Genomic DNA, 22,861 nt, shown 5'->3' with positions numbered 1-22,861 from the left:
CCTATTCCTCCGCCGCGCCGGCCACTTCGACCCGGTTGCGGCCGCCGGCCTTGGCCCGGTAGAGGGCGGCATCGGCCGCATCCACCAGGGCGTCGGCGCTCTTGCCGTGGCCCGGGTAGCAGGCGACGCCGACGGAGAGGGTGGCCTGCAGGGCCAGGCTGCCGAAGTTCACCGTCAGCCCGGCGAAGCCGGCACGCCATTCCTCGGCACGCTGGCGGGCCGTCTCCAGGTCCACCCCGGGCAGCACCAGCAGGAACTCCTCGCCGCCGTAGCGGCAGGGTACGTCGCCGCTGCGGGCCCGGGCCTGGAGGAAGTGGCCGAGCTGGCGCAGCATCTCGTCGCCGGCCCGATGGCCGTAGGTGTCGTTGAGCTGCTTGAAGTGGTCGATGTCGAGCAGGGCCACGGCCAGGGGATAGCCTTCCCGCTGGGCCCGGGCCACTTCCCGCTCCAGGGTCTCGTCCAGGTAGCGGCGGTTGTAGAGGCCGGTGAGGGCGTCCCGGGTGGCCTGCTCCTGCAGCCGTGCCTGCAGCAGGTTGATTTCCTGGAGGCGGTAGGCGAGCTCGCCGTTGAGGGCCTGCAGGGCCTCTTCCGCCGCCTTGCGTTCGTTGATGTTGTTGAAGGAGACGAAGGCCAGGGGTTCCTGTTCCTCCAGCAGGATGCGGGCCGAGAGGAGAGCCCAGAAGGGCTGGCCGGCTGCATCCCGCAGGCGCACCTCCATGTCGGTCACCACCTGCTTCTGCCGCAGTTCCTCGATCAGCCGCTGGCGCTGGCCCATATCCACCCAGTAGTCCGGGGCATGGCGCCCCACGGCGTCCTCCTGGGGCACCTGGAAGCAGGTGGCGGCCCGCTGGTTGATGTAGGTCACCAGGCTGTCCCGGAGCCGGGTGATGACCACCGGGAAAGGGGCGGTTTCCAGCAGGGTGCGGTAGCGCTGCTCGCTGTCCTGCAGGGCGGCGCGGACCCGCTCCCGCTCGGTGACGTCGGCGGCCAGGGCGATGACGCTGGGCGGCCCGCCGGCCTCGTCGCGGAGGATGGCGTTGCTCCATTCGCAGAGGATGGCGCGGCCGTCCCGGGTCAGGTTGCGGTTGAGGGAATACTGGATTTCCGGCCCGCTGAAAATGCTGTCCACGATGCCCTGCACCTGCTGCCGGGCCTCTTCGGGCACCATGTGCTCGAAGAAGCTGCGGCCCAGCATTTCCTCCCGGCGCCAGCCGAAAATTTCCTCGGCCCGGTGGTTCCATTCCAGGACCCTCGCTTCCTGGTCGTAGACGATGGCCGCCAGGGGCGCCGTCTCGAAGATGCGGGCCAGGTGTTCCCGGCTCGCCCGCAGGTTGCGTTCGCTGCTGTCCCGCTGGCGCATCTGTCCCTGCAGGCGGCCGTAGAGGCGGTGGATGTAGAGGGCGGCGAGCAGGGCCAGGGCGGCCAGGAGCAGGGTGCCCCAGGCCCACGGCGGCAGGGGCTGGGGGCTGGCGGGGTGGAACAGCAGGGTTTCCACCGGAAAGCCCCGGGGCATCATGCCCAGTTCCGCATAGGTGTCACCGATGTGGCGCCAGCGGGCCGGGCTCATGTGGCCCAGTTCCACCAGGTCCGGTTCGATCAGGGGACGCATGCGTTCCGCCTCGAAGAGGAGGTGTTCCAGGCTGTGGCGGGTGGAGTAGTGCTGCAGAATCTCCCGGGCGGCGGCAGCCGGGTCTTCCAGAGCGGCGGCCCAGCCCTGCAGGCTGGCGCGGCGGAAGGCCTCCACCTGCTGCGAATGGGCGACGGCATGGGCTTCGGCGGTGAACAGGGTGTCGCCGTAGAAGTCGATGTTGGCGGCCCGGGGCGAGAAGGAAAGGTAGGGGAAGCCGGCCTTTTCCAGTTCGTAGGTCTCGTCCGTGAGATAGCCGGAAACGGCATCCACCTTGCCCGCCATGAGGTCGGCGGCGGAGAAGGAGTGGGGGACGCGCTGCAGGCGTTCCTCCTTGACCTGTTCCCGGCGCAGGAAGGCGAACAGCTCGGCCTCCGTCGGCAGCAGCATGAGGCGCCGCCCTTCCAGGTCGGCCGGGCGGCGGATGGGGCCGCCGGCCCGGGCCAGCAGCACCAGGGGCGAGTGCTGGAAGACGGCGGCCAGGGCCACCACCGGCTTGCCCCGGCTGCGTTCCAGCAGCAGTTCGGAGGCGCCGATGCCGTACTGGGCCCGGCCGGCCAGCACCTCGGCCACCGGGTCGGTGTCGGCCCGGCCTTCGACGATGCGCACCTCCAGGCCCGCCTCCCGGTAATAGCCCCTGGCCTGGGCCATGTAATAGCCGGCGAACTGGAACTGGTGCTGCCATTTGAGCTGCAGGGTGACCGTTTCCAGGGCGCCGGCCGCACCTGCCGCCAGCAGCAGGCACAGGGCCGCCAGCAGATGGCGCAGCAGGCGGCGGTGGGCGGCTCCGGGGGGCATGGTCAGCGTCCCTGTCGGGCGAGGAAGACGAGCTTTTCGAAGAGATGCACGTCCTGCTCGTTCTTCAGCAGGGCGCCGTGCAGGGGCGGAATGCTGGTGCGGGCATCCTTGCTGCGCAGGGCCTCGGCCGGAATGTCCTCGGCCAGCAGCAGCTTGAGCCAGTCCAGCAGTTCCGAGGTGGAGGGCTTCTTCTTCAGCCCGGCCATCTCGCGCAGGCCGAAGAACACTTCCAGGGCCTCCTGCAGCAGTTCCCGCTTCAGTTCCGGGTAGTGCACGGCAACGATTTTCTCCATGGTCTCCCGGTCGGGGAAGCGGATGTAGTGGAAGAAGCAGCGGCGCAGGAAGGCGTCGGGCAGTTCCTTTTCGTTGTTGGAAGTGATGAAGATGAGGGGCCGGTGCCGGGCCCGCACGGTCTGCCGCGTCTCATAGACGTGGAACTCCATGCGGTCCAGCTCCCGCAGCAGGTCGTTGGGGAATTCGATGTCGGCCTTGTCGATCTCGTCGATCAGCACCACCGCCGGGGTTTCGCTCTCGAAGGCCTGCCACAGCACGCCCTTGACGATGTAGTTGGCGATGTCGGAAACCTTGGGGTCCCCCAGCTGGCCGTCGCGCAGGCGGGACACCGCATCGTATTCGTAGAGGCCCTGCTGGGCCTTGGTGGTGGATTTGATGTGCCACTGGAACAGGGGCAGGCCCAGGGCCCGGGCCACTTCCTCCGCCAGCAGGGTCTTGCCGGTGCCCGGTTCGCCTTTGATCAGGAGGGGGCGTTGCAGGGTCACGGCGGCGTTCACCGCCAGGGTCAGTTCCCGGGGGGCGACGTAACGCTCGGAACCGTCGAAACGTGGGGTCATGGGGAGCTCCGCTGAGGTTGAGCGCGTACGTTGATTAACGTGGCTGCGCCTGGATTTTTATCTCTCATTGTAACGACAGCAATAAATGACCATTCGTTGATTTGTGCCGCTTGCCACGGCGGCCATTTTGCTATGATGAAAATTGCTATTACAAAAGTTATGCCATTCCAAGAATGGCGTCTTTCCTTAGTCTCCTGGCATAGCCCCTTTTTCGCGGCAGCAACGATGAAAATCAATCTTCCGGTTACAAATCAAGAGATTCCCTTTCCCCCGAATCAGTATCTGGTCTCCAAAACCGATCTCAAAGGCGTCATCACCTATGCCAACGACGCCTTCGTCGAGATCAGCGGTTTTTCCCGTGACGAGTTGATCGGCGCCAGCCACAACCTGGTGCGCCATCCGGACATGCCGCCCCAGGCCTTTGCCGACCTTTGGCGCACGGTGAAGTCGGGCAATCCCTGGCGCGGCCTGGTGAAGAATCGCAGCAAGGACGGCGGCTTCTACTGGGTCGAGGCCTTCGTCGTGCCGGTGGTGAAAAACGGCCATACCGAAGGCTACATGTCGGTGCGCACGCCGCCGGCCCGGGACAAGGCGCAGGCGGCCGAGGCCCTCTACCAGCGCCTGCGGGAGAACAAGAACGCCTCCCTGCCCCAGTCCGCTGCCGGCTTCTGGTCCCGCCTCTCGGTGAAGGGGCGCCTTGGGGCCATGATGGCCGCCTTCGTCGCCATCACCGCGGTGGTGACCGGCATCGGCCTCTCCGGCCTGCAGGAAGGCAATGCCAGCCTGCAGGAGCAGTACCAGCGCAAGCTGGAGCCGACCACGGTGGTGAACGAGGTGCTGGCCCTGCTGGGGGAAAACCGCTCCCAGATCATGCTGGCCCTGCAGCACGACCCCAAGAGCGAACTGGTGAAGCTGCACGATCACGGCCTGGAAGTGCATCTGGAAAAGACTCTGGCCAACCGGCAGCAGATCAACGCCCAGCTCGAAGCCCTGCAGAAGCTGCCCCTGTCGGAGAAGGAACGGCAGCTGGTGGAGCAGCTGGGGGAGGCGCGCAAGAAATTCTCCGCCGAAGGCGTCAATGCGGCCCGGGAGTCCCTCAAGGCCGGGGATTTCCATCAGGCCTCGGTGCTGCTGCTGACCAAGATCAACCCCATCTACGGCCAGGTGCAGCAGGCCGGCAAGGCCCTGGTGGATGAGCTGAAGGCCTCGGCCCGGGCCGATTTCGAGCGGGCCCAGGCACGTTACGAGAACATCCTGTGGGCCATGGCCCTGGCCACCCTGGCGGCCCTGGCCCTGGCGGTGGTGGGTGGCTGGCTGCTGGTGCGGGCCATCGTCAATCCCATGCGCCAGGCCATCGACACCTTCAAGCTCATCGCCGAGGGCGACCTCACCAGCGACATCGACATCAGCCGGCGCGACGAGGCCGGCCAGCTGCTGTGCCAGCTGGCCACCATGCAGGCCACCCTGAAGGCCATGCTGGACCAGATCCAGGAAGCCTCCCGCCAGATGGACCAGCGCTGTAGCCAGCTGGAATCCGAGGTGGCCCTGGTGGCGGCCAAGTCCCAGCAGCAGCTGGACGACGTGCAGAGCGTTGCCGCCGCCACGGAGGAATTCTCCCAGTCGGTGCAGGAAGTGGCCGGCCACGCCGGGGAGACTGCCAGCGCGGCCCAGAACTCGGAACGGCTGGTGGAGGAAAGCAACACCCAGATTGGCCGCAGCATGGCCGTCACCAACCGGGTGGTGGAAGCGGTGACCGGCTCTTCGGCCACCCTGCACGAGCTGAACACGGCCATCGACCAGATCGGCCAGATCACCCAGGTGATCAAGGAGATCGCCGACCAGACCAACCTGCTGGCCCTCAACGCCGCCATCGAGGCAGCCCGGGCCGGCGAGGCGGGCCGGGGCTTTGCCGTGGTGGCCGACGAGGTGCGCAAGCTGGCCGAGCGCACCACCACCAGCACCGCCGACATCACCGGCAACATCGGCGCCATCCAGGGTGCCACCCATGAGGCGGTGAGCCGCATGGAGCAGGCGGTGCGGGAGGTGGAGGAGGGCATCGGCATGATGCGCGAGAGCGTGGCCGGGCTGGAGGGCATTACCGCCGCTTCCCAGCAGGTCAGCGCCATGGCCAGGCAGATTTCCGAAGCCTCCCAGCAGCAGAGCATCGCCAGCCAGGAGGTGAACGGCAGCATGGAACACATTTCCGTGCTCATCGAGCAGAACACCGCCACCGCCCAGGAGGCCCAGCGGGCCACCGAGGCCCTGGTGTCCACGGCCGAGGGGCTGCGCGCCATCCTGGCCAGCTTCCGCCTGTACCGCTGATCCGGCCGGCGCCGGCAGCGGCAAAAACAAAAGGGGCGCCCGCGGGCGCCCCTTGTCATTGGTGCCGGGCCGGCATCAGGTGGTGAAGCGGCCCACCATGGTGTTCAGTTCCCGGGCGATGTTGTCCAGGGCCTCGGCGGTCTCGGCGGTGTTGCGCATGGCGGCGGAGGTCTCTTCCACCATCTGGGCGATCTGCTCCACCCGCTGGGCGATGCTGGTGCTGGCGGTGCTCTGTTCCCGGGTGGCTTCGGCCACTTCCTGGATGCGGTGCAGGGTGGTTTCCGAACCCTCGCGGATCTGCCGCAGGGCGTCGGCGGCGGATTCGGCCAGGGTAACGCCTTCTTCCACTTGGGGCAGGGCCGCATCCATGACCTGCACCGTCTCGTCGGTTTCGGTCTGGATGCTGACGATCATGTCCTCGATTTCCACCGTGGCGGAGGCGGTGCGTTCGGCCAGCTTGCGCACCTCGTCGGCCACCACGGCAAAGCCCCGGCCCTGTTCCCCGGCCCGGGCCGCCTCGATGGCGGCATTGAGGGCCAGCAGGTTGGTCTGGGCGGCGATTTCCTTGATGACGCCGGCGATGCCGGAGATTTCCTTGATGCGGCCTTCCAGGTGGCGGATCTTTTCCGAGGCGCCGGTGACCGAGCCGGCCAGGTTCTTGATGGCGCTGGAGGCGGTGGTGACCCGGGTTTCGCCGTCGGCCGCCAGACTGGCGGAATTGTGGGAGTCGGCCTCCGTATCCCGGGAACTGTCGGAAATGTGGTTGATGCTCACCGTCAGTTCCTCGATGGCGGCGGCCATGGAGGAGGTGGCGTCGGCCTGGTGCTGGGAGGCGGTGGAAACTTCCTGGGAGGCGGTGTTGATGCGCTCGGCGTTGTTGGAGAGGGCGGTGGCGCTGTTGCCGATTTCCCGGATCACCTGGCGCAGTTCGCTCACCATCTGGCCGAAGGAGGCGAGCATGGAGCCCTTGGGTGCATTGCCCACCTCCACCGCCAGGTTGCCGGCGGCGGCCTGGCTCATCAGTTTGATGACGTCGGCGGGTTCGCCCCCCACCTGCTGGCGGATGCTGCCGCCCACCAGGAAGGTGGCCACCGCCACGGCGATGAGGATGATGGCGGCGATGAAGGTATCGGAAAGGGCCCGCTCCCGCACTTCCGTGGCCACATCGTCCATGTAGATGCCGCTGCCGATGACCCATTCCCAGGGGGCGAACAGCTTCAGGTACTGTAGCTTCTCCACCGCCTTGTCCGCCGGCTGGCCCGGGCGCGGGAACAGGGTTTCGACGAAGGCGCCCTCGGGCGCGGCCTTGGAGGCGGCCAGGATGTTTTTCAGGGTATAGCGGCCGAGCACGTCCTTCACCTCTTCCACCTTGCTGATGCCTTCCCATTCCGGCTTGGTGGTGTGCATGACGGTGACGCCGTCGCTCCTATAGACGTAGAAGTATTCGGACTTGCCGTCGGCGCCGCCGTAGCGGCCGTGGCGCATGGCTTCCCGGGCCGCCTTCTGGGCCTCTTCCCGGCTCATCTTGCCGGCGGCTTCGAGAGCCTGGTAGTTGGCGGCGATGCTGTAGGCCGATTCGACGGCGGCCTTGACCACCGCCTTGCGGCCGTCAGTCAGGTCCCGTTTCACCCCCCAGGCACTGAGGCCGGTGAGCAGGACCATGCCGATGACGGACATGACCAGCAGCAAGACGAGCTTGGTCTTGAGCGAGAGTTTCGCAAACATGGATTTCCCCCAGGGTGTAGGTTTTTTATCTATTACTTTTGGCTAATGTGGCTAAATACTGCACCTGTCCGTAGGGGAATGACAAGTGCCCGCCAAAGTCCGCGACAGGCGCGGAATTCCAGGGGGTGGGGGTGGCTTCTGTCAGCCAGGTGTCAGATTCAGCCGCGGCCGGCGCGCTTGACGGCTTCCAGATAGGCTTCCGGGTCCAGCTGGTTGCCCGCCTGCTGGGCATGCCAGACGGCTTCGCCCAGGCATTCGAGCAGCTGGTGCTTGGCGGCGTGGGGATCGTCCAGGCGCCGCGCCAGGGCGTGGAAGGCTTCCCGGATGCCCCGGGGATGGTCGATGGAAATCTGCTCCTCCACCGCCAGATGCAAGGAGAGGTGCAGGAAGGGATTCATCTGCCCTTCCTCCGGCGTCCATTCCTGGCTCAGGGCCCGTTCCACGTCGGCCAGCAGGGCATGGTATTCGGGATGCAGGCGGATCAGGTCCACGGCGATGGTTTCGGCGCCCACCAGGGGCAGGCCTTGCCGGTCCTTTTGCCAGGCGTCGCAGAAGAAGCGGCGCACCTGGTCGCGGCTGGGATTGAACATGGCTTAAATCTCGGAAAAGAGGGCGGTGACGACGCTGTTGTGCAGCAGCCGTCCGCCGTTGCTGGGGGCGATCTGGCCGCTGCCGTAGAGGCCAAGCAGGGGCACGCCGGGGAAGCGTTCGGTGAAGACCAGCAGGTCCCGGTCCTCGCCGCCGTAGAAATAGGGGCCGCGGCCGATGCAGGAGAACATCAGGCCCAGGCTGGGCCGGGGCAGCTCATCGCCCAGGGCCACCAGGGTGTCGCGCATTTCCTGTTCCGCCGCCAGGGGCTGGCGCACCGCCCAGGCCAGGGATTGGCCCGGTGCCAGCCGGTCGGCCAGTGTGACGATGCCTTCCGGACTGGTGTCGATCACCGGCAGCAGGCGGCAGTAGGTGTCTTCCGGGCGTTCCAGGGCGTGACCCGGTTCGGCCACCACGGCGGTGACGTGGTGCAGCAGGCGCCGCTCCCGCTGTTCCAGGGGCAGGGCCCGCAGCAGGGAATCCAGGGCCGTCTGCTGGCCCAGGGTATGCACGTCGTGTCCCCGTACCTCTACCACCGGCGCCGGTTCGGTGAGCAGGCGCAGGCCGCAGGAGAGGGCCACGCTGGCCTGGCTGCCGGCGATGGACAGGGACAGGCGGTGGTCGGCGCAGGGGCGGCCCTGTTGCCACACGGGCCCCGGTTCGCTGGCCAGGGCGTCCAGGTGCAGGGCGCCGAAGCGCTGGCTGCCCGGGGTCGCCCATTCCGGCGGCAGGCTGGAGGCGGAGGCGAGGGAGAGCAGGGGCGCGGCGCCGGGACGGCCCGGCACCAGGGACAGGGGGCCGGCGAAAACCATGGCCGCAGCGGCGGGCCGGTCCAGCACCCAGCCTTCCTCGGTGAACAGGCCGGCGGCCACGCTGCCGGCCACCTGGGTGCAGGCGGCGGCACGGCTGGCGGCGAGCAGGGCCGGTTGCACCTGGCGGGAGAAGTCCTGGGTCAGGTAGAGCAGCACGCTGTTGGCGTGGCTGGCGCCGGCGGCAAGGAGTTTGTCCAGGGCCTGGCGCACCGCGTCCTCCGCCAGGCGGGGCAGGGGATCGTTGCCGGAAACCAGGGCGGTGGCGACAGTCATGGCAGTGCCTCGGGAGGGGCTACAGGTGGGCGGGTTCGGAACAGGTCTTGCCCGGATATTCGCACAGATCGGCGATGACGCAGCGTTCGCATTCGGGCTTGCGCGCCTTGCACACGTAGCGGCCGTGCAGGATCAGCCAGTGGTGGGCGTCCAGCCGGTACTCCGGCGGCGTGGTCTTGAGCAGCTTTTCCTCCACCGCCAGCACCGTCTTGCCCGGGGCCAGGCGGGTACGGTTGGCGATGCGGAAGATATGGGTGTCCACGGCGATGGTGGGTTCGCCGAAGGCGGTGTTGAGGACCACGTTGGCGGTCTTGCGACCGACGCCGGGCAGGGCCTCCAGGGCCTCCCTGTCCCGCGGCAGCTGGCCGCCGTGCTGCTCCAGCAGGATGCGGCAGGTGGCGATGGCGTTCTTGGCCTTGGTGCGGAAGAGGCCGATGGTCTTGATGTAGTCCATCAGCCCTTCCTCCCCCAGGGCCAGCATGGCGGCCGGCGTCGGGGCGGCGGGGAAGAGCTTGCGCGTGGCCTTGTTCACGCCCACGTCGGTGGCCTGGGCCGAGAGCAGCACGGCGATCAGCAGCTGGAACGGGGTCTCGTATTCCAGCTCGGTGCGGGGCGCCGGGTTGGCGGCTTGGAGCCGGGCGAAAATCTGGGCCCGCTTGGCGGCATTCATGGTCTTGGGCTTGGCTGGAGGTTTGTTTTAGCCACAGAGAACACAGAGATCACAGAGAGTGACTAGCCTCGTGATTGAGGCCGGTGGCTGGATTCAATTTTTATCTGACCGGAAAAGCAAGCAGGACGCCATTTTCAGCCGCACCTGGGTGGAGAGTGGCGTCCCTATTGCCTCCCGGGCCAAGCGTCTACGTCTTTCTCGGTGTCCTCTGTGCCCTCTGTGGCAAGGGGTTTTCAATGGCAGCCGGCTTCGGCCACCGGCGCCGGCGGAGTCTTCTGCTGGCGGGCGGCGGCCCGGGCTTCGATCCAGTTTTTCCAGGCGATCAGGCAGCCCAGCAGGATGAAGGCGCCGGGGGGCAGGATGGCCAGCAGCAGGCCCGGGTAGTCCTTGGGCAGCAGCTGCAGGGGCTGCAGGCCGGGGAAGACCATGTCGATGCCGGAGAACAGGGTGCCGGCGCCGATCAGCTCCCGCAGGCCGCCGAGGAGGCCCAGGGTCCACAGCATGCCGACGCCCATGAAGACGCCGTCGGCGGTGGCCTGCAGGGGCGGGTTCTTGGCGGCGTAGGCTTCCACCCGGGCCAGCACGATGCAGTTGGTGACGATGAGGGGAATGAAAATGCCCAGCACCAGATACAGCTCGTGCAGGTTGGCGTTGAAGAGCAGGTCCACCACCGTCACCAGGGCGGCGACGACGAGGATGAAGACCGGGATGCGGATTTCGTGGGGGATGAAATTGCGCAGGCTGGCGATGGCCACGCCGGAGAGGGCCATGACGATGATGGTGGCCAGGGACAGCATGACGCCGTTCACCAGGTTGGTGGTCACGGCCAGCAGGGGGCACAGGCCCAGGATCTGCACCAGGCTGGTGTTCTGCTTCCAGATGCCGTTGCCGGCGATCTGCTTGAATTCCTCGCGGGTGATCATGGTCGGCCTCGCTTATTTCCGGTCCGCTGCGTTCTTGTCGGCCGCGGCGAACAGTTCGTCCCGGTGGGCGTCCACATAGGCGACGGCCTTCTTCACCGCCTTGACCACGGCCCGGGGCGTCACGGTGGCGCCGGCGTTGGAATCGAAATGGCCGCCGTCCTTCTTCACCTTCCACTCCTTCTCCGCCAGGGTGGCGAGGGAGAGGCCGTTGAACTGGGTGATCCAGGGCCGTTCCTTGTTCCTGTCCTTCTTCGGTTCCACGTAGTCGCCCAGGCCCGGGGTTTCCTTGTGCTGGGTGACGCGCACGCCGGCCACCCGGCCGTCGGCCTGCACCGCCAGGATCAGGCGGATCTTGCCGGCATAGCCGTCCGGCGCCACGGCTTCCAGCACCAGGGCCGCCGGGGCGCCGCCCATGCGGGCGCGGAAGACGGTGGAAGGCTCTTCCAGCCCCAGTTCCGGGGTGGGGGCCAGGGCCAGGGTGTCGTGCAGCAGGTCGTTGTCGTAGCTGGCGGTGGGCAGCACTTCGTTCACCAGCTTCATCTTCTCTTCCGTGGCCGAGGCCTGGATGGCCGGCAGGGTCCACTGGTAGGCGCCCGCCAGGAGGCCGGTGAAGACGATGACGAAGACGAACAGGATGACGGCGGTGCGCGCCGCCATGGTGCCGGCCGTGGGTTCCTTTACCGTCACCATGTCATTGGTCCTTCATGCCGAAGACCTTCGGCTGGGTGTACATGTCGATCAGGGGCACGCAGATGTTCATGATCAGCACGGCGAAGGCGATGCCGTCCGGATAGCCGCCGAAGACGCGGATGATGTAGGCCAGCAGGCCGACGCCGGCGGCGAAGATGAGCTTGCCCCGGGGCGTGGTGGCGCCGGACACCGGGTCGGTGGCGATGAAGAAGGCCCCCAGCATGGCGCCGCCCCCCAGCAGGTGGAAGACGGGATTGGCAAAGCCGGCGGGCTGCCACAGCCACAGCAGGCCGGCGAGGAGGCCCATGGCGCCGAGGAAGGCGGTGGGGATGTGCCAGGTGATGATCTTGCGCCAGACCAGGAAGAGGCCGCCGGCCAGATAGCAGAGGGCGATCACCGCCTGGGCGTTGCCGGCCAGGAAGGGCAGGGGCCCGCTGTGGCCCTCGTCGGCGCGCAGGGCGGTCTTCAACGCATCCAGCGGGGTGGCGCTGGTCATGCCGTCCAGGCGCGGGGCCAGGCCGAAGATCCAGTCCAGCTGCTGGGCCGGCGCCAGGTGGGAGCCGGGGCCGGGCCACTGGGACATGAGGGCCGGGAAGGAGACGATGCACACGGCGAAGGCGATCATGGCCGGGTTGAAGGGGTTCTGCCCGAGGCCGCCGTAGAGGTGCTTGGCGACGACGATGGCGAACAGCACGCCGACCACGGTGAGCCACCAGGGCGCCACCGGCGGGAAGGTGATGGCCACCAGCCAGGCCGTGACCACGGCCGAGCCGTCGCCGAGGAAGAGGGCCAGGGGCTTGTCCCGCAGGCGCAGCATGGCGGCCTCGGCGGCCAGGGCGGTGAGGGTGGCGATGGCGATCTGGGCCAGGATGCCCGGGCCGATGAGCAGGGCGTAGGCGACGATGCCCGGCACCAGGGCCAGCAGCACCTGGGTCATGACCCGGCGCACCGAGGTGTCCTTGAGCAGGTAGGGGGAGGTGGAGAATTCCATTACCGGGGCGTCAGTTCTTGGGGGTTTGGCCGTCGTCCGCCGGAGCGGCCGGGGCGGCCTCGGCGGGATGGGCTTCGGGGTGGGCCAGTTCGGTCTTGGCGATGTCCCGCAGGCGGGCGCGGCGGGCCTCGATGTCGGCCACTTCCTGCTGCTGGGCGGGGGCCAGGTCGTCCGTATTCTGGGGCTGGGCCTGGGCGCGCTGGGCCTTGGCCCGTTCCATGGCGGCGGCGATGGCGGCCTTCTTGGCGGCAGCGGCGGCCTCTTCCGGACTCTGGGCGGCCGGCGCCGCAGCGGCTTCGGCCGGGGCGCCGCCTTCGGCAGCAGCGGCAGCGGCGGCTTCGGCGGCCTTCTTGGCGGCCTGGGCAGCGGCGGCCTTGGCCAGCTTCTCGGCCTTTTCCTGCTTTTCCCGCTCGTCCCGGAGCTGCTTGAATTCGAAACGGGTCTTGGCGCCGTCGGCCGCCTTCTTGTCCCGTTCCCGGGCCCAGATCTCGCTCTTGGCGAAACGGAAGTACTGCACCAGGGGAATGCGGGAAGGGCAGACGAAGGAGCAGCAGCCGCACTCGATGCAGTCGAAGATGTTGTATTCCTGGGTCTTGCCGAAATTCTTGGCCCGGGCGAACCAGTACATCTCGAAGGGCTGCAGTTCGTGGGGGCAGACCTGGGCGCAGGAGCCGCAGCGGATGCAGGGCATCTCCGGCGCCTTGGGCGGGAACAGGGCCGGCGAATGGGCGATCAGGCAGTTGGTGGCCTTGACCACCGGCGCCTTGGCCTCGGGTACCAGGAAGCCCATCATGGGGCCGCCCATGATGATGCCGTCGGTGTCCGCCTTGGGGCCGGCGATGGCCAGCAGTTCGTCCATGGGGGTGCCGATCAGCACCTCGTAGTTGCGCGGCTCGGCCACGTTGCCGGTGAGGGTCACCAGGCGGGAGATGACCGGTTCGCCGTGGCCCAGGGCGCGCCAGGCGGTGTAGGCGGTGGCCACGTTGAAGCACTGCACGCCCATGTCGGTGGAGCGCTTGTTGGCGGGCACTTCCTTGCCGGTGAGGACGCGGATCAGCTGCTTGGCGCCGCCGGCCGGGTACAGGGTGGGCACGCTGACGACCTGGAAGTCCTCGCCCGCGGCCTGCACGGCCTGGGCCATGGCGGCGGCGGCTTCCGGCTTGTTGTCCTCGATGCCGATGAGGACCTTCTTCGGCTGCAGCAGGTCGCGGAAGATGGCGATGCCCTTGACCACCTCGGCCGCCCGTTCCCGCATCAGCAGGTCGTCGCAGGTGATGTAGGGCTCGCATTCGGCGCCGTTGATCACCAGCTCTTCCATGGGCACGCTGCGGGAAGCCTGGGTTTTGGCGTGGGAGGGGAACACGGCCCCGCCCAGACCCACCACGCCCATGTCACGCAGCAGTTCGCGCACCTGTTCCGGGGTCAGGGTTTTGTAGTCGACGCTCTGCCGTTCGATCCAGCGGTCCTCGCCGTCCGGCTCGATGACGACGCAGTCGGTGAGCAGGCCGGAGGGGTGGGCGGCGGCGTACATGCCCACTTCCCGCACGGTGCCGGAGGTGGGGGCGTGCACGGCGGCGGAGATCCAGCCGTCGGCCTCGCCGATCATCTGGCCCTTCAGCACCTTGTCGCCCACCTGCACCAGGGGCCGGGGTGTGCCGCCGATGCTCTGGTGCAGGGGCACGGCCACCACGGAGGGCAGGGGCGCCTTGGCGATAGGCAGGGTGACGGACTGGGCCTTGTTGGTGGCCGGCTTGACGCCTCCCTTGAACTTGAACAGCTGCATCAGGCCCATGGCTTAGGCGACCCTCTTCAATTCAACGACCGGGTATTTCCACTTCCACGTATCCACCGTTTCCTGGATCGGCTCCATGGTGATGCATTCCACCGGGCAGGGCGGCAGGCACAGCTCGCAGCCGGTGCACAGGGATTCGACGATGGTGTGCATCTGCTTGGCGGCGCCGACGATGGCATCCACCGGGCAGGCCTGGATGCACAGGGTGCAGCCGATGCAGGTGTTCTCGTCGATGAGGGCCACCTGGGGCGGCTTCTCCACCCCGTCCAGGGGCTTGGCTTCCCGGCCCAGCAGGTCGGCCAGCTTGCCCACCCCCTCGGCACCGCCGGGGGGGCACAGGTTGATGTCGGCCTCGCCTTTGGCGATGGCTTCGGCGTAGGGCTTGCATCCCGGGTAGCCGCACTGGCCGCACTGGGTCTGGGGCAGGATGGCTTCGATCTTGTCCACCAGGGGATCGCCGTCTACCTTGAACTTGACCGAGGCAAAGCCCAGGGCAGCGCCCAGGACGACGGCCCCCAGGGCCATGATGGCGATGGCGATGAGCATTATTGGTACTTGTCCAGGCCGGAGAAGCCCATGAAGGCCAGGCTCATGAGGCCGGCGGTGACCATGGCGATGGCGACGCCGCGGAAGTGAACCGGCACGTCGGCCCCCTCGATGCGCTCCCGGATGCCGGCGAAGAGCACCAGCACCAGGGAGAAGCCGACGGCGGAGCCCATGCCAAAGAGCAGGGACTCGACGAAATCGTAGTGGTTGGCCACGTTGAGCAGGGGCACGCCGAGCACGGCGCAGTTGGTGGTGATCAGGGGCAGGTAGATGCCCAGCACCTGATGCAGCACCGGGCTGGTCTTCTGGATCACCATTTCGGTCAGCTGCACGATGGCGGCGATGGTGACGATGAAGGAGAGGGTGCGCAGGTACTCCAGACCGAAAGGCATCAGGAGGTAATGGTCGATGATGTAGCTGGCCCCGGTGGCCACGGTCAGCACGAAAGTGGTGGCGGCCCCCATGCCGAAGGCGGTTTCCAGTTTCTTGGAAACGCCCATGAAGGGGCAGAGGCCGAGGATTTTCACCAGCACCACGTTGTTCACCAACACGGCGCCGATGACGATGAAGAGATAGTGGCTGATCATGGTCGGATTTTCAGGGGCGGTGCATTATCCCGCCGAACAACGTAAGGGGCAACCTTGGCGGCCCTGGGGGCATTGCCCGCCGGGCCGCCCCGGAGGGCTCAGCGGCCCATCCGGCAGAGGGTTTCCGCTGCCTCCCGGACCAGGTCCGGCCCCCGGTAGATGAAGCCGGAATAGATCTGCACCAGCTTGGCGCCGGCCTCGATCTTTTCCGCCGCATCGGCACCGGAGAGGATGCCGCCGACGCCGATGATGGGCACTTCGCCCTGGAGGGCGGTGGCCAGCTTGCGGATCACCTGGGTGGACAGCTCTCGTACCGGGGCGCCGGAGAGGCCGCCGGCCTCGTTGCCGTAGCGGCAGCCTTCGACGCCGTTGCGGGAAAGGGTGGTGTTGGTGGCGATGACCCCGTCCATGCGGTGCTGGCGCAGCAGGTCGGCGATGGCCTGGATCTGGGCGTCGTCCAGGTCCGGAGCGATCTTCAGGGCCAGGGGGGTGTGCTTGCCGTGCTTTTCCGCCAGGCGGGCCTGGGCCGCCTTCAGCTGGCGCAGCAGGTCGTCCAGGGCGTCGTCCCGCTGCAGGTCGCGCAGGTTCTTGGTGTTGGGGCTGGAGATATTGACCGTGACGTAGCTGGCGGCGGCATACACCTTCTCCAGGCAGATCAGGTAGTCGTCGGCGGCCTTCTCGATGGGGGTGTCGAAGTTCTTGCCGATGTTGATGCCGAGGATGCCGCCGCACTTGGGGAACTGGGCCAGGGCCACGTTCTGCAGCAGGTGGTCCACCCCTTCGTTGTTGAAGCCCATGCGGTTGATGATGGCCTGCTTCTCCTCGATACGGAACAGGCGGGGCTTGGGGTTGCCCGGCTGGGGCCGGGGCGTGACGGTGCCCACTTCGAGGAAGCCGAAACCCATGGCGGCCATGCCGTCGATGCATTCGCCGTTCTTGTCCAGGCCGGCGGCCAGGCCCACCGGGTTGGGGAAGCGGAGGCCCATGACCTCCACCGGGCATTCCGGAGCCTTCTTGCCCATGAGGCAGGACAGACCGGCAGCGTGGAGGGCGGCCAGGCCGTTGAGGCCGATGCCGTGGGCCTTCTCCGCATCCAGGGAGAAGAAGATTTTGCGGGCGAGTGAATAGAGCATGGGCGCGATTTTACCGCAATGCACCATGGACCGGTCTTGCGGCATATGACTAAAGGTAAGGGCGCAGTTTTACCACACCCCGAGAAGCATTCCTATCTGCGAGATTGAATTGCGTATCGTGAAGCGCCATTTGCCCGGCATGGTGTGGGTGGCGCCGCCCCGCTGACTTGGCATGGCCTCCAGGGCGGAGAGGGCGGAGAGGGCGGAGAGGGCGGAGAGGGCGGAGAGGGCGGAGAGGGCAGCCATGCCGTCTGGATAGCGGTGCCATCGAACCCGGTGGGGATGGCTTTTCGTACAGGTTTTTCCGTTCTACAATAAGAATAATTCTTATTCGTTTCTTTCCTTTGCCATGAGCGCCGTCCTTTCCCAATCCGATCTGGCCGTGGCCGCCCTCTACCGGGAGCACGGCGGGTGGCTGCGTTCCTGGCTGCGGCACAAGCTGGGTTGCGCCGAGAGTGCCGCCGATTTGGCCCAGGACACCTTCTGCCGCATTCTGCGGCGGGAAAACCTGGAGGGGCTGCGGGAACCCCGGGCCTACCTGACCACGGTGGCCCACGGCCTGGTGGTGGACCACTGGCGGCGCCTGGAGATCGAACGGGCCTACCTGGAAGCCCTGGCCTGGCAGCCCGAGGCCCTGGCTCCGTCGCCGGAGGAGCGGGCCCTGGTGCTGGAGGCCCTGCTGGAAATCGAGGCCCTGCTCGCGGCCCTGCCGGAAAAGGTGCGCCAGGCCTTCCTCCTGGCCCAGCTCGATGGCCTGGGCTACCGGGAGATCGGCGAGCGCCTGGGTGTTTCCGAGCGCATGGTGAAGAAGTACATGGCCCGGGCCATGCTCCACTGCCTGTTGGCCGGAGGCGTCGCTTGAGCGCCCGGGCCGGCATTCAGGCCACCGACTACCGGGTGCTGCAGGCGGCGGCTGAATGGTTTGCCGTGCTCCACGACCCGGGCGTCAGCGCCGCCGAACGGCAGCGCTGGCAGGCCTGGCTCGAAGCCCGGGAGGAACATCGCCGGGCCTGGCAGCAGGTGGAGGCGGTGAGCCGCAGTTTTGCCAGCCTGCCCCGTGCCGGCCAGTCCGGCGAAGCGGCCCGGCTGGCGGTGGAGGCGGGCAGTCGCCAGCGCCGCATGCAGCGGCGCCAGGCAATGAAGGCCCTGGTGCTGTTCGCCGCCGTCGGCGGCATGGCCTGGGGCGGTCGCCGCCTGGGGCTGTGGCCCGGCGAAACGGCAGATTTCGAGACGGCCCGGGGCGAAACCCGGGAAGTGCAACTGGCCGATGGTACCCGGGTCTGGCTCAACACCGACAGCGCCATCAGCGTGCGCTTCCAAGCCGGCGAGCGCCGCCTGAGCCTGCTGCGCGGTGAGGTGCTGGTGGAAACGGGCAAGGGCGAGCCGGGCGTGGACGACGAAGCGGCGCTCCGGCCCCTGCGCCTGGCTACGCCGGAAGGCCTGCTGCGGCCCCTGGGTACTCGCTTCCTGGTGCGCCGGGACGAAGACGCCGGTGCCGGCGAATCCCTGGCGGTGTTCGCCGGGGCGGTGGAAATCACGCCCCATGACCAGCCCGGGGCCCGGCAGGTGATCGCCGCCGGCCAGGAAGTGCGCTACGACCGGAATGGCGTCGCCACCCCGGTGCCGGCCCAGACGGCACGCCAGGCCTGGAGCCGGGGCATGCTGGTGGCCGACGACATGCGCCTGGGCGACTTCCTCGCCGAGCTGTCCCGCTACCGCAGCGGCCACCTGGGCTGGGACCCGGCGGTGGCTGAGCTGCGCCTGGTGGGCGCCTTCCCCCTGGGAGATACGGACCGCATCCTGGCCAGCCTGGAGGAAAGCCTGCCCCTGCGGGTGCGCCGCACCCTGCCCTGGTGGGTCAGCGTGGAGCCCCGCTGAGGTTCCTCCGGCGCCGTTCACTCCGGCCTCCTGGCGCAGATAAGGAGCAGTTTTGGGCAGGCGCCTGAAATTTTTTTCCTCCCCGGTTCCCTTTTTCGTTTCCCCCTCGGCAATGCAGATGAGCCCCCTGCGGCGCACATCTTCCACGCATTGATAGAGGTTTCCCCATGTCCTTCGCCCAACCTTCCCGCCGGCCCCTGGTGCTGGCCCTGCAACTGGCCTTCGTCGCCGCCCCCCTGCTGACGCCCGCCCTGATGCCGGCGGCCCAGGCCCAGGCGGCGGCACGCAGCTACAGCATTGCGGCTGGCACCTTGAGCCGGGTCCTCAGCCAGTTCGCCGCCGAGGCCGGGGTGCTTCTATCCGTTGATGCCGCCCTCACCGAAGGCAAGCAGAGCAGCGGTCTTCAGGGCAGCTACGGTGTCGCCCAGGGGCTGGAGCGCATCCTGGCCGGCAGCGGCCTGGAAGCGGTGCCCCAGAACAGCGGTGGCTATACCCTGCGCCGCCTGCCCGCCGGCAGCGGCAAGGAGGCGGCCCTGGCCACGGTGGCCGTCACCGCCAACAGCGCTGGCCAGCCCGGCCAGCAGCCCAAACCCTATGCCGGCGGCCAGATGGCCCGGGGCAGCCGGGTCGGCCTGCTGGGGGACCTGGACATGATGGATACCCCCTTCGCCACCGCCGCCTATACCTCCCAGTTGATGCAGGACCAGGCCGCCAAGAGCGTGGCCGACGTGGTGGCCAACGATCCGGCGGTGCGGGTCTATCGCGGCTACGGCAACTATGCCGAGGCCTATACGGTGCGCGGCCTGCCCCTCTACGCCGACGACCTGGGCTTCAACGGCCTCTACGGCCTGCTGCCGCGGCAGTACGTGGCGGTGGAAATGCTGGAGCGGGTGGAAGTGTTCCGCGGCGCCAATGCCTTCCTCAACGGCATGGCCTCCGGCAATTCCGGCATGGGTGGCAGCATCAACCTGGTGCCCAAGCGGGCCGGCGAGCTGCCGGTGACCCAGGTGACCGGCACCCTGCACGGCGATTCCCTCTTCGGCGGCCATGTGGATATCGGCCGCCGCTTCGGCCCGGACCAGTCCGTGGGCGTGCGGGTCAATGCCCTGAGCCGGGACGGCGAGGGTTCCATCGATCGGGAAAAGCGCAGCCTGGACATGCTGGCCGTGGGCCTAGATTTCCGCGGCGACAAGCTGCGCCTCTCCGCCGACTTCGGCTACCAGAAGAGCAAGATCCGCCAGGGCCGGCCCAACGTGCAGGTGGCTGCCGGCGTGGCCGTGCCCACGGCCCCGGACGCCAGCCGCAACTTCGCGCCCTCCTGGAGCTATTCCGACACCGAGGACACCTTCGCCGCCGTGCGCGGCGAGTACGACCTGAACCAGGACTGGACCGCCTACGCTGCCTACGGCGTGCGCTACAACAAGGAACTGGGCATCTACGCCACGCCGACGGTGAACAGCAGCAACGGCAACGCCACCCTTTCCCGCTTCGAAGTGCCCCACGAGGAAGACGTGTCCACCGGCGAGGCCGGCCTGCGCGGCAAATTCGTCACCGGCGGCGTCAGCCACCGGGTCAGCCTTTCCGCCAGCCGCACCAACCTGGTGGGGCGCAATGCCTGGGCCATGTCCTGGCCGGCCCAGAACACCAACATCTACAACCCGGCGGACCTGGCCAAGCCCGGCCTGGCCTTCTTCGGTGGCGACCTCAACAATCCCCAGCGCACCGCCGACACCCGCCTCTCCAGCATCGCCGTGGCCGACACCCTGGGCTTCTTGCAGGACAAGGTGCTGCTGACCCTGGGCGCCCGCCAGCAGAAGGCCCTGGTGGGCAACTATGCCTACGGCAGCGGGGTGCAGAGTTCGGTGTACGACGTTTCCGTCACCACCCCCTCCGCCGGCCTGGTGGTGAAGGCGGCCGACAATCTCTCCCTCTACGCCAACTACATCGAAGGCCTGCTGCAAGGCGGCGTCGCTCCCACCGGCACCGCCAACCAGGGCCAGGCCCTGGCGCCTTTCCGCTCCAAGCAGAAGGAAGTGGGGGCCAAGGCCGACTTCGGCCGCATCGCCGCCAGCGCCGCCCTGTTCGAGGTGAACCAGCTGAGCGCCGCCACCAATCCGGGCACCAATGTCTATGAAGTCAGCGGCGAGCAGGTGAACCGGGGCCTGGAACTGAGCCTCTTCGGCGAAGCCAGCCGCAACCTGCGCCTCATCGGCGGCATCACGGTCATGGATGCCAAGCTGGAACAGGCCGCCAGCGCCGCCAACGTGGGCAAGCAGGCCATCGGCGTGGCCAGGTTCCTGGCCAACCTGAGCGGCGAGTACGACGTGCCCGGCGTGCCCGGCCTGGCGGTGGTGGGGCGCATGGTGCATACCGGCAAGCAGTACCTGGATACGGCCAACACCCAGGAAGTGCCGGCCTGGACCCGCTTCGACGCCGGCGTGCGCTACGGCTTCCAGGCCGGCAGCCAGGCCGTGGTGCTGCGGGCCAACATCGAGAACCTGGCGGACAAGAACTACTGGGCTTCCGCCACCGGCGGCTACCTGACCCTGGGCGCCCCCCGCACCCTGACCCTCTCCGCCACGGTGGATTTCTAAGGGCTTTCCATGCGGCGTTTCTGTTCCCTGCTGCACCGCTGGGTCGGCCTGGCCATGGCCCTGTTCCTGGTCGTGGCCGGCCTCACCGGGGCCGTCATCTCCTGGGACCACGAACTGGACGAGTGGCTCAACGACCACCTGTTCGAGGCCGTCACCCCGGGGCAGCCCCTGCCGCCCCTGGAAGTGGTGCGGCGGGTGGAGGCGGCGGACCCGCGCATCCAGGTCACCTTCCTGCCTCTGCAGTTGGAGCCGGGGCACAACCTGCAACTGGGCGTGCGGCCCCGGCTCGATCCGGCCACCGGCAAGCTTTTCGCGCCGGGCTACAACCAGGTCTTTGCCGACCCGGTGAGCGGCGAAATCCGGGGGCGGCGGGAGTGGGGCGGCCTTTCCCTGTCCCGGGAAAACCTGCTGCCCTTTCTCTACAAGCTGCACTACAGCCTGCACATCCCCGACTTCGGCGGCAAAAACCGCTGGGGCTACTGGTTCATGGGAGGCGTCGCCCTGCTCTGGCTGCTGGACTGTTTCGTCGCCGTGGTGCTGACCCTGCCGGCAGGTCGCCGCAAAGGAAGGCTGGATGCGCCTGTCGGGGCAGGACAGGCCGAACGCCGCTCCTGGTGGGCACGCTGGAGCACCTCCTGGAAAATCCGCCGCGGCGCCGGCGCCTACAAGTTCAACTTCGACCTGCACCGGGCCGGCAGCCTGTGGACCTGGAGCCTGCTGTTCCTCCTGGCCCTGTCCTCCGTCTCCCTCAACCTCTACCAGGAAGTGTTCCGCCCGGTGCTGGCCGCCGTCTCCACCCTGACGCCGGACCCCTTCACCCAGCGTCCCATGCGTCCCCTGGAGCAGCCCATCGCCCCCCACCTCAGCTACGCCGAAGCGATCGCCGCGGCCGAGACGGCGGCCCGGGCCCGGGGCTGGACGGAGCCTGCCGGCAGCCTCTTCTACACCCTGCAATACGGCATCTACGGCGTCCAGTTCAACGAGCCTGGGGACGACTTCGGCAACATGAAGGTCAAATCCCTCTATCTGGACGGCCAGGACGGCCGCATCCTGGGCGAGCGGGTGCCCTGGCAGGGAACGGCGGCGGACGTCTTCGTGCAACTCCAGTTCCCCGTCCACTCCGGCCGCATCCTGGGCCTGCCCGGGCGCATCCTCATTTCCCTGATGGGCCTGGCGGTGGCCGTGCTGTCGGCGACCGGGGTCTATATCTGGTGGAAGAAGCGCCGGGGGCGGCGGCGCCGGGAATTGCAGCAGGAGGTGCCAGTGCTGGGGCCTGCCTGAAGGATCAGGGCTGGGGGGCTGGCTCAGTCTGGGCGGCGGCGATCGCCTCCAGTTCCTGCCATTCTCCGTCCACCAGCCCTTCCAGGGGCTTGAAGCGGATCTTGTAGGCCATCTTGCGGCTGGCGCCGATCCAGTAGCCTAGGTACAGGTGGGGCAGGCCCAGTTCCCGGCACTGCTGGATCTGCCACAGGATGTTGTAGGTGCCGTAGCTGGCGCCGGGCACGTCCGGGTCGTAGAAGGTGTAGACGGAGGAGAGGCCGTCGGTGAGCACGTCGATGACGCTGACCATGCGCACGGCGCCGCTCCCGGGTTCGAGGAATTCCACCAGCCGGGTGTCCACCCGGCTTTGCAGCAGGAAGTGGGCGTACTGCTCGTGGCTGTCCTGGTCCATGCCGCCGCCGGCGTGGCGGTTGGCCTGGTAGCGCTGGTACAGCTCGTAGTGGCTGGCGGCGAATTCCAGGGGCACTTCCCGGGCCACCAGGTTTTCGTGCTGGCGGGCCACCCGCCGCTGGGTCCGGTCCGGGGCGAAGCGCTGCACCGGGATGCGCGCCGGCACGCAGGCGCGGCAGGCATCGCACCAGGGACGGTAGGTGAACACGCCGCTGCGGCGGAAGCCGGCCCGCACCAGCTCGCTGTAGATTTCCGTGTTGATCAGGTGGGTGGGCGTGGCCACCTGGGAACGGGCCTGCTGCTCCGGCAGGTAGCTGCAGCCGTAGGGCGAGGTGGCGTAGAACTGCAGCAGGGAAAAGGGCAGGGACGAGTCGTTGAGTTGGGACATGT

The 22,861-nt window shown here is 67.9% G+C and carries 20 protein-coding genes; 5 read left to right on the top strand and 15 right to left on the bottom strand.

The window, feature by feature from the left end; genetic code table 11:
* Window position 1 precedes the first annotated feature (1 nt).
* Window positions 2–2,425 (bottom strand): diguanylate cyclase, encoded by a 2,424-nt coding sequence (locus EV678_RS04980; RefSeq protein ID WP_130458725.1) that lies wholly within the window; start codon window positions 2,423–2,425, stop codon window positions 2–4.
* Window positions 2,426–2,427: 2 nt separating this feature from the next.
* The gene (locus EV678_RS04975) at window positions 2,428–3,276 is read right to left on the bottom strand and encodes an AAA family ATPase (protein WP_130458724.1); all 849 of its coding nucleotides are present in this window, start codon (window positions 3,274–3,276) and stop codon (window positions 2,428–2,430) included.
* A 225-nt stretch (window positions 3,277–3,501) separates the two neighbouring features.
* On the opposite strand from EV678_RS04975, the gene EV678_RS04970 reads away from it, so the two are divergent.
* Entirely contained in the window at window positions 3,502–5,598 is a 2,097-nt protein-coding gene (locus EV678_RS04970) for a methyl-accepting chemotaxis protein (protein ID WP_165397452.1), read from the top strand.
* Window positions 5,599–5,673: 75 nt separating this feature from the next.
* On the opposite strand, the gene EV678_RS04965 is transcribed toward EV678_RS04970, so the two are convergent.
* From EV678_RS04965 to EV678_RS16035, 12 genes are all read right to left on the bottom strand, one after another.
* Window positions 5,674–7,323, bottom strand: coding sequence for a methyl-accepting chemotaxis protein (locus EV678_RS04965; RefSeq protein WP_130458722.1), 1,650 nt, complete (start codon window positions 7,321–7,323; stop codon window positions 5,674–5,676).
* A 158-nt stretch (window positions 7,324–7,481) separates the two neighbouring features.
* On the bottom strand, window positions 7,482–7,913 hold the full coding sequence (locus EV678_RS04960; protein WP_130458721.1) for a DUF1841 family protein: 432 nt from the start codon (window positions 7,911–7,913) through the stop codon (window positions 7,482–7,484).
* Between the two features lie 3 nt (window positions 7,914–7,916).
* A complete protein-coding gene (locus EV678_RS04955; protein ID WP_130458720.1) occupies window positions 7,917–8,996 on the bottom strand; it encodes an FIST C-terminal domain-containing protein in 1,080 nt (359 codons plus the stop codon).
* A gap of 19 nt (window positions 8,997–9,015) precedes the next feature.
* Window positions 9,016–9,666 carry an endonuclease III gene (nth, locus tag EV678_RS04950; RefSeq protein WP_130458719.1) on the bottom strand — a complete coding sequence of 217 codons (651 nt, stop codon included), beginning with the start codon at window positions 9,664–9,666 and terminating at the stop codon, window positions 9,016–9,018.
* A 233-nt stretch (window positions 9,667–9,899) separates the two neighbouring features.
* Window positions 9,900–10,589 (bottom strand): electron transport complex subunit E, encoded by a 690-nt coding sequence (locus tag EV678_RS04945; RefSeq protein WP_130458718.1) that lies wholly within the window; start codon window positions 10,587–10,589, stop codon window positions 9,900–9,902.
* 12 nt (window positions 10,590–10,601) lie between these two features.
* Window positions 10,602–11,279, bottom strand: a complete 678-nt coding sequence (gene rsxG / locus EV678_RS04940) for an electron transport complex subunit RsxG (RefSeq protein WP_014237999.1) — start codon at window positions 11,277–11,279, stop codon at window positions 10,602–10,604.
* A 1-nt stretch (window position 11,280) separates the two neighbouring features.
* Window positions 11,281–12,270, bottom strand: coding sequence for an RnfABCDGE type electron transport complex subunit D (locus EV678_RS04935; RefSeq protein WP_130458717.1), 990 nt, complete (start codon window positions 12,268–12,270; stop codon window positions 11,281–11,283).
* A gap of 10 nt (window positions 12,271–12,280) precedes the next feature.
* Complete coding sequence (gene rsxC / locus EV678_RS04930; protein ID WP_130458716.1) at window positions 12,281–14,062, bottom strand: electron transport complex subunit RsxC; 1,782 nt, start codon at window positions 14,060–14,062, stop codon at window positions 12,281–12,283.
* Window positions 14,063–14,065: 3 nt separating this feature from the next.
* Window positions 14,066–14,608, bottom strand: a complete 543-nt coding sequence (rsxB, locus tag EV678_RS04925) for an electron transport complex subunit RsxB (protein WP_014237996.1) — start codon at window positions 14,606–14,608, stop codon at window positions 14,066–14,068.
* Entirely contained in the window at window positions 14,608–15,192 is a 585-nt protein-coding gene (gene rsxA / locus EV678_RS04920) for an electron transport complex subunit RsxA (RefSeq protein ID WP_130459282.1), read from the bottom strand. The genes rsxB and rsxA overlap by 1 nt, the downstream gene beginning before the upstream one ends.
* A gap of 101 nt (window positions 15,193–15,293) precedes the next feature.
* On the bottom strand, window positions 15,294–16,328 hold the full coding sequence (locus tag EV678_RS04915) for a quinone-dependent dihydroorotate dehydrogenase (RefSeq protein ID WP_130458715.1): 1,035 nt from the start codon (window positions 16,326–16,328) through the stop codon (window positions 15,294–15,296).
* A 69-nt stretch (window positions 16,329–16,397) separates the two neighbouring features.
* Entirely contained in the window at window positions 16,398–16,574 is a 177-nt protein-coding gene (locus EV678_RS16035) for a hypothetical protein (protein WP_165397451.1), read from the bottom strand.
* Window positions 16,575–16,677: 103 nt separating this feature from the next.
* On the opposite strand from EV678_RS16035, the gene EV678_RS04910 reads away from it, so the two are divergent.
* The 4 genes from EV678_RS04910 to EV678_RS04895 all read left to right on the top strand — a co-directional run bounded on the left by EV678_RS04910 (window position 16,678) and on the right by EV678_RS04895 (window position 22,081).
* Window positions 16,678–17,190, top strand: coding sequence for a sigma-70 family RNA polymerase sigma factor (locus EV678_RS04910; RefSeq protein WP_130458714.1), 513 nt, complete (start codon window positions 16,678–16,680; stop codon window positions 17,188–17,190).
* Window positions 17,187–18,206 carry a FecR domain-containing protein gene (locus EV678_RS16460; RefSeq protein ID WP_207222171.1) on the top strand — a complete coding sequence of 340 codons (1,020 nt, stop codon included), beginning with the start codon at window positions 17,187–17,189 and terminating at the stop codon, window positions 18,204–18,206. Before EV678_RS04910 ends, EV678_RS16460 begins: the two co-directional genes overlap by 4 nt.
* Before the next feature lie 167 nt (window positions 18,207–18,373).
* Entirely contained in the window at window positions 18,374–20,800 is a 2,427-nt protein-coding gene (locus tag EV678_RS04900) for a TonB-dependent receptor (protein WP_130458713.1), read from the top strand.
* Between the two features lie 9 nt (window positions 20,801–20,809).
* A complete protein-coding gene (locus EV678_RS04895; protein WP_130458712.1) occupies window positions 20,810–22,081 on the top strand; it encodes a PepSY-associated TM helix domain-containing protein in 1,272 nt (423 codons plus the stop codon).
* A 4-nt stretch (window positions 22,082–22,085) separates the two neighbouring features.
* Here the strand turns inward: EV678_RS04895 and EV678_RS04890 are convergent, their stop codons facing one another.
* A complete protein-coding gene (locus EV678_RS04890) occupies window positions 22,086–22,859 on the bottom strand; it encodes an arginyltransferase (RefSeq protein WP_130458711.1) in 774 nt (257 codons plus the stop codon).
* Window positions 22,860–22,861 lie beyond the last annotated feature (2 nt).

It is taken from the genome of Azospira oryzae (assembly GCF_004217225.1).
Taxonomy (GTDB): domain Bacteria; phylum Pseudomonadota; class Gammaproteobacteria; order Burkholderiales; family Rhodocyclaceae; genus Azospira; species Azospira oryzae.
This window is presented reverse-complemented; position numbering and strand designations above follow the sequence as displayed.

Coding starts and splice junctions, on each gene's coding strand:
- rsxC (WP_130458716.1), bottom strand. CDS start 14,062: ATGGGCCTGATGCAGCTGTTCAAGTTCAAGGGAGGCGTCAAGCCGGCC.
- EV678_RS04900 (WP_130458713.1), top strand. CDS start 18,374: ATGTCCTTCGCCCAACCTTCCCGCCGGCCCCTGGTGCTGGCCCTGCAA.
- EV678_RS04960 (WP_130458721.1), bottom strand. CDS start 7,913: ATGTTCAATCCCAGCCGCGACCAGGTGCGCCGCTTCTTCTGCGACGCC.
- EV678_RS04975 (WP_130458724.1), bottom strand. CDS start 3,276: ATGACCCCACGTTTCGACGGTTCCGAGCGTTACGTCGCCCCCCGGGAA.
- EV678_RS04890 (WP_130458711.1), bottom strand. CDS start 22,859: ATGTCCCAACTCAACGACTCGTCCCTGCCCTTTTCCCTGCTGCAGTTC.
- EV678_RS04955 (WP_130458720.1), bottom strand. CDS start 8,996: ATGACTGTCGCCACCGCCCTGGTTTCCGGCAACGATCCCCTGCCCCGC.
- rsxG (WP_014237999.1), bottom strand. CDS start 11,279: ATGGTGACGGTAAAGGAACCCACGGCCGGCACCATGGCGGCGCGCACC.
- EV678_RS04980 (WP_130458725.1), bottom strand. CDS start 2,425: ATGCCCCCCGGAGCCGCCCACCGCCGCCTGCTGCGCCATCTGCTGGCG.
- EV678_RS04970 (WP_165397452.1), top strand. CDS start 3,502: ATGAAAATCAATCTTCCGGTTACAAATCAAGAGATTCCCTTTCCCCCG.
- EV678_RS16035 (WP_165397451.1), bottom strand. CDS start 16,574: ATGGCTGCCCTCTCCGCCCTCTCCGCCCTCTCCGCCCTCTCCGCCCTC.
- EV678_RS04910 (WP_130458714.1), top strand. CDS start 16,678: ATGAGCGCCGTCCTTTCCCAATCCGATCTGGCCGTGGCCGCCCTCTAC.
- EV678_RS04965 (WP_130458722.1), bottom strand. CDS start 7,323: ATGTTTGCGAAACTCTCGCTCAAGACCAAGCTCGTCTTGCTGCTGGTC.
- EV678_RS04945 (WP_130458718.1), bottom strand. CDS start 10,589: ATGATCACCCGCGAGGAATTCAAGCAGATCGCCGGCAACGGCATCTGG.
- rsxB (WP_014237996.1), bottom strand. CDS start 14,608: ATGCTCATCGCCATCGCCATCATGGCCCTGGGGGCCGTCGTCCTGGGC.
- EV678_RS04895 (WP_130458712.1), top strand. CDS start 20,810: ATGCGGCGTTTCTGTTCCCTGCTGCACCGCTGGGTCGGCCTGGCCATG.
- EV678_RS04935 (WP_130458717.1), bottom strand. CDS start 12,270: ATGGAATTCTCCACCTCCCCCTACCTGCTCAAGGACACCTCGGTGCGC.
- nth (WP_130458719.1), bottom strand. CDS start 9,666: ATGAATGCCGCCAAGCGGGCCCAGATTTTCGCCCGGCTCCAAGCCGCC.
- EV678_RS04915 (WP_130458715.1), bottom strand. CDS start 16,328: ATGCTCTATTCACTCGCCCGCAAAATCTTCTTCTCCCTGGATGCGGAG.